The sequence below is a fragment of the Vibrio sp. SG41-7 genome, assembly GCF_014164465.1.
Classification (GTDB): Bacteria; Pseudomonadota; Gammaproteobacteria; order Enterobacterales; family Vibrionaceae; genus Vibrio; species Vibrio splendidus.
Map to the genome: position 1 here is coordinate 1 of NZ_JACJFF010000177.1, position 6,735 is coordinate 6,735.

Sequence of the window (6,735 nt, forward strand, 5' to 3'; positions counted from 1 at the left end):
CTGAGTATTGAACCACGTAAAAATCTAGAGGAGGGGAACGTAAGGATAGGATAACGTACTATGAATGATAAGAGTATCAATGAATTAACAGCGCCCTAGCTCGATGCGTAGCATCGCTATCTTGATGCAGCAACCGCAATTTCTGAGTTGCCAGATTCGTACACGGGTCATTGTTCGGTCGTAACAATCAATGAAGAAATAGTTGCCACTGTACCTAACTCTCAAATTGCATTTTCTATTGCGTGTTACGCGATTGGAACAGAAGGGGGTTATGGAAGTGTTTATGTTCGTCCGGCCAAAGACGGTGAAATTCTCACCCATACAGATTTTGACAGTTGGGCGTACTAGCTGGACTTCTACTTAGACTTTCACATGTGAAAGTGGAGGGGTTGCGTTTTAAAAAAGCATGATAAAGTAAGTATGAATATTAACTAAATGGGGTCCTTACGGCGATGCCGGAAGGGATCTTAAATACCGGAGATAAGACTATGATGATTCTAACCACTCTTTCTGAAAAACTAGATGACCAAACGAGCCGAGTATTCTGGCGTGTGGGCACTAAACGCAGTGGAATTCTTGATGTGAAAATCGACTTTTCCCATGAAGATTCTGATTTGATTTCAGAATTATCAGCCATTCAATACCTACTCTTTGAAGAAAAAGTAATGGGTCGAGAGCCGGGTTCTGGTTCTGGCTACAAACTCGTTGTGTCAAAGGGAGCAATCAAAAAGCTTGCCCGTGGTAAATCTACGAAAAAACATGCACAAAAGTTTGCAGCATTTCTTCAAAACCGAATGGCTGGAGTGCAAATAGAGGTATCACAAAGTCGTGAGTTCATGGCCGACCCAAAATCATGTGTACCAGTGCTCTTAGATGCAAATCGCCAAGAATATGCAAATACGCATGATGCCGTTGAAACACCAGCAATGGGGACCGTTTATGTTACCGCTCACGCTGTTGGACAGTATAAAGAGCGATTGAGCACTGGAGATCCCAAAAAGCCCTGGGCGAGTTTAGTCAATCGACTTAAACATCCTGAGTTGAGAATTCGAAATTTGCCTGCAAATGTTTTGGCCCATAAAGCGAAAAAATACGGTACTGCCGACAATGTAGAAGCTTGGGGGCATCCAACTTCCAAATTCACATACCTTATTGTTAACGATAATGGGCGTCGCACCTTAGTAACAGTTTTTGAGCGCGAACAATAACCTTGGAAGGAATAAAATTGGATATTGAAGTACTTAAAAAAGAGTCACACCAGAACTAGAACGAAACATTCTAGATTGGAAAAAGAAGCCGGAAAGTCACTTTACCGGATTCAATGAGCAACCTTTGGTGTGGGGCTCCCGTGTTATTGGTAATGCAGTGATGTTCGGTCTCACGGACAGTCACGGTATGATCTTTATGCCAAACATTAGTTGCGATTATAAAGTGAAGAAAGAACGGTATACCCTTGGTGGGTTGAAGGGATTTCTATGTATGGTGGGGGCATCGCAATCGTTCAGCATTTTGCTTTGAATGAAAAAATCACCGGTATGGGTTTAGGGACCGCGTTATTTGGTGCAATAGCCAGGTTTTTGAAGTCACACAATGCGATAGCAATTGAGTTTCGAGATAACCACTCCTCCAAAATTGAACACTATCGCTCGTTTTTTGGAAAGTTAAACGTGCCAGAAGTAAAACGCGGCGTTTGGCGATTTGAGTTATACCCTTACCATGAAGTGCCAGAGAAAGTTCGTATGTTTCATGAGGCACTCAAAAATCCCAATAAACACCAATGGTAAAAGCAAAACTGCACAGAGCTGAGCATTAGATTCGACCTGCTTGGTGAGCCATAACTTGTTTTACTTTTTGAATCGTATTTACGCTATATCCAGTCTCTCTGCTGGTGGGCCTTATACCCATCCCTTTCTCTAAGCACTCTATGATTTTGGGATACTCTGCCAGTATCTCAGAATCTGATTTCTTTTTTCTACCTGCTGAGGCTGGACATCTACTTATGGATAAGTCCAGTTCAGGTGGGTAATAGGGTGCGATCTGTCCATATGTAGTCATATCGTCCACCAGCTGCTCAAGTGCTGTACCTGGGATATGAAAGAACTCTCGATGACTGCCCAATGATAATAAGTGCTGAGCAAAATGGTGATGGATAAGTCGTTCTAATCTCCCTCCGTGGCTAATTTCACAGAGGATCTCAGAGGTGAAGACTTTTCCATAAGAGGAAAGCATTGAGTGAACTTCGCGTAATCGTTCTTCGGTTGTTCTTGTTGTCATGCCTATCTTTATGAAGCTCTCTGGGCACCCTGAGATTGCAGCTGAGAATCTAAACACATATAGCCTTTGATTATTCAAGCTGTGATATTTGGCGTTTAACATTGGTAGGAAATCAGGACAGAGTAGTGCAACTTTACGATAGTAAGCATCAAACCAATAACGTTGAGCAGATTCATACCAGAATAATTGGTAAGCTTATACTCTGTATCATGATACGGTAAAAAATATTTGAAGCGGCTTTGACTTTCACATGTGAAAGTGGGGAGTAATATTTATAGGGTCATTTAATGATATTAAAATGGGGGGTAAATCATTTGAAACTGTCCATATCAGGACTCGCAACGTGTGTCATTGGTCTTTGTAAGATGAAAGAATAAAAAGTCATAACGGAAAGTGAGTGGCTAGACCGATTCCATGCAGTTGGCACAGCCTACGTTAAGAATCTTGCGTGGTACATCTAGATGCAAGGCAAAAGTTATGGCGAAGAAAGCTTGTAGATTAAAGAAGTCGCTAGTTAAGAGCGAACAATGAAACGAGAAATGCAAGAACATGAAACTACCTACACACATTGTTGATATTAGAGAAAATATTCATACCGATAAAATCACATGGCGAGAAGCTCTTCAAGCTCTCCAAGAAGCGACAAAAAGACGAAACCTTGGCATCGAAAAGAGTGGAAATTGGAGCGAGATAGTCTAATAGCCAACTCATGTACTCAATGTGGAGCGCATGGAGACACTCAACCAATGGTTCTGCAACACCTAAGGCATCCTCGAACAATTGATGTCATTTTTAATCAGCTAGCAAGCCCCGAACTTGAAAAAAACGCTGTTGAAAGAGATGCTTATATTAAGGAACTACTAGAAAACAGCGATGAATTAAACCATTTCCCTATTGGTGAGCGAGAGGGTTGTCCAAAATGCGAGTCAACAAATGTTAGATTCCGCAAGACCCGAAATGAGTGGGATGGCCTCTCGAAGAAATCCAGAGGAGGGAGAGTTGTTTGGCGTTGCGGTAATTCCTTCGAAACGCCTTTAATGTTGCGAGAACCTACCCCTGAGCAGAAAAGGCAGATCTCCGCGATATCGGGAGCGTTAAAGAAACAAGCTTATGAAAAATATAACACTTTAGCAATCCGAGAAAGCTACGGGAAGGAAGCTGCCCTTGAGTCAATAAAAGATACTGAGCGCTATTTATCTTTCAAAGATACAACCACTTACTGTAAGAAATGCGCTTACCTAATGGATGTTAAAGGGCTAATCTACTGCCCAGAAAAAAAAGGCTACATATCAATCTATGAGTGGCGAGCCAAAAACAGTTAGAACGTTACCTAAATAAAAAGGTTGCGTGATGCAGCCTTTTTATACATTCCATTAATAATGCAGAAGTACAACAAAGCCGCAGCTGACTGTCGCTGATATTGAACTAGCAAGGGGGATATTACGTCAGGTCTAGACACCCGGTAATTCCACAGAGCCCAGTTGCTATTGAAGATTTGGTTGATAATAACCCAACCCAGAACCCAGAACCTAAAGAAGGCTTGCTAACCGAAAAAAACAAGCGCAAGGTAATATTGGATTGAGACAGGATGCACATTGTTCTGTCGATACAGCTCACCTAAACATTAATGATTTTTCTCGCGGCCCTTTGAGGCCGTTTTTTATCTGTAATTGTTATGTTAGTACCACGATATGATATTGAAGTATCATAAAGTGAGTGTTAGAATATTTCACATGTGAAAGTGGCGATGTTTCGTCACTAAGAATCTCATTTGCAATCGGAGAGCGAGGTAAACATGGCAAAAGCTATCGCCTATGCCAATCAGAAGGGAGGCGTGGGTAAAAGTACTATCTGTATCCAGCAAGCCTTCGATTTGGCAGAAAAAAAGAAAAAAGTCCTGGTACTGGATTTCGATGGTCAGGGTAATACATCTTCGCGTTTGGCTCCTCGTGTGGAGTTGGAAGGTGGCAGTTATGAGCCAGTGTACAGCGGCACCAAAGTCGCGGAGTTGTTTCTTGATAAGTGCTCAAGCATCCAAGTAACGGAGTGCCCATGCGGTGTTGATTTGATTTATACGCCCAAAAACGACCCAGACTTGTTTGAGATGGAAGCTGTACCATTGGAACAAGCAATGAACCCAGCTCGACACTTAAAAGAACTAATCAAAGACTATGATTACGTGTTGATTGATTGCCCACCGAGTCTTGGCCGTAAGCTGGTTGCTGCACTGATGATTGCGACGCATGTTGTATGTCCTGTAAAACTATCTGGCTTTGCGGTTGATGGTGTAGAGGGCTTGCTGACGACCATTATCGGTGTTCAGCAACAGCACAATCAAAACTTAGAAATCCTGGGCATTGTCATCAATGATATGGATCGTTCAGTGAACCACAACAAATCGTTTACTGAGCTGAAAAAAGCTATCCCAGAGTTGATCTTTAGTAACATTATTCAACACCGTCCACCGCTTGATTCTGCAACTACAGATGGAGTTCCAGTATGGTCTCTTCGCTATGGTCATGTAGCAGCAAAAGAAGTGCGAGCGGTGCTGGACGAGATTGTAGAGAAGGTAGGTTAAGATGAAACTAAATAACCTAAAAAACCTCAACCAGTTAGCTCAAGCCGCCCAAAAAAAGCAGCCAGATGGTAAGGTAATTCTGACGGTTCCTGTTGATGAAGTTATTTCAAAAGAACAGGTTCGTAAACGGTTCCGTAATATCGAGGAACTGGGTGATTCAATTTTGGAAGAAGGCCAGCAATCCGCGATTGTGGTCTACCCGAAAAATGAAGACGGCAAATATGTCATTCAAAAAGGCGAACGTCGCTGGAGAGCATGTAAGGCCAAAGATATTCCAACAATTGACATCGTTGTTAACGAAAAAGAACAAACGGACTTGGACGAAACAGCGGGAGAATTGATAGAGAATATTCAGCGCGATGATTTGACTGCACTTGAAATTGCTAATGCTTTACAAGTATTCATTGATAAAGGGTGGCAGCAAAAAGACGTTGCAAAACGTATCGGTAAGAACACAATTTTTGTTTCAACGCACCTTTCATTATTAAAAATGCCTGACTGCGTTCGAGAATTATACGATAATGACATTACAGCTGATACGGAAACACTCAATAACTTACGTTTGCTATTCGAACTGAATGAAGAGCGATGCCGGGCTGTCTGTGCCGTTGCTATGAGTGATGGCATGACACGTAAGCAAAGTCGTGAGTTGTTGAATGATGCAAAACGTATCAAGAATGGTGATGAACCAACTTCAAATGAAGATGGTGCAGTAACCAATAACTCTGAGCAGGATAATAATTCGAATTCTGACTCAGAATTGGGTGAAGAGAAGGGTGGCAACTTTACACAAAGTGATGTGGAAAGTTCTGATGATACAACAGGCAATAATGTTGTTCATCAAGCTACGGGAGAGGAATTTACTTCTGATGATGCTTCATCTCAAGGCGATACAAACGCGCCGGGTGATAAGCAGGTTGATGAAAGTGATGATGCAACCGATGATGCCGAAGAAGAAGGCATTGAACCTCCTCTTGCAAAAGGTAAAGACTGGAAAGGGGCTGACCCACGTAAGTTAGTCATCACCGTGAATATTATCGGTGAGAGTGAAAATAAGCGTGGTGTACTGATGACAGATCGTATTGCTACTGAACCAAATGTGCTTTGGGTTAAGACTCTTGTTGGTGAGAAAAAGGAAGTAAAGCCAATTAAGGTAGCGGTGACTGACATCGAGCTCGTAAGCGTTGAGTAAGGTAAGTATGGAATGAAGTTATCTCAGGATATGAGTCGCAAGTTTGAACTGGTAAATGCGCTGTCTAAGTTAGATAAGCCCAGCTTGCACGATCTCCATTCAGAGACCAAGATTCCTGAGTCCACTATTAAACGCCAACTGGCGATGCTTCGTGATGAGTTTGATATGAAAATTATATTCATCCGTGAATCGAGGGGAGAGCGAGGAGCTACAGGCTACTATATGATAATGGACTGGGGTATTTTGGACCGAGAGAAGTTCATCTTGCGGCACGGAAAGCTCTGATTGTAATATCCAACCTCAAATTAGCCCTGGCATTGCGTCGGGGCTTTTTTATGCCTGTAGACTTTTAAAATTTTATAAGTATTATAAAATGATACTTTAATGTTAGGGGAGGTAGCTCCTTTAGTTTTTTGGAGGTCTCAAATGAAAGTTCTTCATCTCCCTGTGAAAGCTCTGTATTTCAGACAAATGCAAACCGGGGAAAAGAAGTATGAATATCGTCTTCAAACGGATTACTGACGGAAACGTCTGGAGGGCCGCGAGTATGATGAGGTGCATATCAAGCTTGATGGTTAAGAAACTCAATCATAACCATCAAGGTCGTTTACGGGGTAAATTTCCAGTTTGAATCGTGAGTGTTTACTGCAGATTTAAGGTCAGATTGTTTTATAGGCAATGTGGGTGTTTT

General features: G+C 42.1%; 7 protein-coding genes. 6 read left to right on the plus strand and 1 reads right to left on the minus strand.

Annotated elements, in window-relative coordinates; translation table 11 throughout:
• Positions 1–488 precede the first annotated feature (488 nt).
• Entirely contained in the window at positions 489–1,208 is a 720-nt protein-coding gene (locus H5300_RS24685) for a hypothetical protein (protein ID WP_182797154.1), read from the plus strand.
• Between the two features lie 306 nt (positions 1,209–1,514).
• Positions 1,515–1,784, plus strand: a complete 270-nt coding sequence (locus H5300_RS24690) for a hypothetical protein (RefSeq protein WP_182797155.1) — start codon at positions 1,515–1,517, stop codon at positions 1,782–1,784.
• A gap of 25 nt (positions 1,785–1,809) precedes the next feature.
• On the opposite strand, the gene H5300_RS24695 is transcribed toward H5300_RS24690, so the two are convergent.
• The gene (locus H5300_RS24695) at positions 1,810–2,376 is read right to left on the minus strand and encodes a GIY-YIG nuclease family protein (RefSeq protein ID WP_259397935.1); all 567 of its coding nucleotides are present in this window, start codon (positions 2,374–2,376) and stop codon (positions 1,810–1,812) included.
• 644 nt (positions 2,377–3,020) lie between these two features.
• On the opposite strand from H5300_RS24695, the gene H5300_RS24705 reads away from it, so the two are divergent.
• The 4 genes from H5300_RS24705 (at position 3,021) to H5300_RS24720 (ending at position 6,329) form a co-directional block, all read left to right on the plus strand.
• A complete protein-coding gene (locus tag H5300_RS24705; protein ID WP_182797158.1) occupies positions 3,021–3,596 on the plus strand; it encodes a hypothetical protein in 576 nt (191 codons plus the stop codon).
• Between the two features lie 473 nt (positions 3,597–4,069).
• The gene (locus H5300_RS24710) at positions 4,070–4,852 is read left to right on the plus strand and encodes a ParA family protein (protein WP_182797159.1); all 783 of its coding nucleotides are present in this window, start codon (positions 4,070–4,072) and stop codon (positions 4,850–4,852) included.
• Between the two features lies 1 nt (position 4,853).
• Positions 4,854–6,044, plus strand: coding sequence for a ParB/RepB/Spo0J family partition protein (locus H5300_RS24715; RefSeq protein WP_182797160.1), 1,191 nt, complete (start codon positions 4,854–4,856; stop codon positions 6,042–6,044).
• A gap of 12 nt (positions 6,045–6,056) precedes the next feature.
• On the plus strand, positions 6,057–6,329 hold the full coding sequence (locus H5300_RS24720) for a helix-turn-helix domain-containing protein (protein WP_182797161.1): 273 nt from the start codon (positions 6,057–6,059) through the stop codon (positions 6,327–6,329).
• Positions 6,330–6,735: the final 406 nt, after the last annotated feature.

Excerpts from the sequence above, each read along its gene's own strand:
- H5300_RS24705 (WP_182797158.1), top strand. The coding sequence starts at position 3,021 with ATGGTTCTGCAACACCTAAGGCATCCTCGAACAATTGATGTCATTTTT.
- H5300_RS24720 (WP_182797161.1), top strand. The coding sequence starts at position 6,057 with ATGAAGTTATCTCAGGATATGAGTCGCAAGTTTGAACTGGTAAATGCG.
- H5300_RS24685 (WP_182797154.1), top strand. The coding sequence starts at position 489 with ATGATGATTCTAACCACTCTTTCTGAAAAACTAGATGACCAAACGAGC.
- H5300_RS24695 (WP_259397935.1), bottom strand. The coding sequence starts at position 2,376 with ATGTTAAACGCCAAATATCACAGCTTGAATAATCAAAGGCTATATGTG.
- H5300_RS24710 (WP_182797159.1), top strand. The coding sequence starts at position 4,070 with ATGGCAAAAGCTATCGCCTATGCCAATCAGAAGGGAGGCGTGGGTAAA.
- H5300_RS24715 (WP_182797160.1), top strand. The coding sequence starts at position 4,854 with ATGAAACTAAATAACCTAAAAAACCTCAACCAGTTAGCTCAAGCCGCC.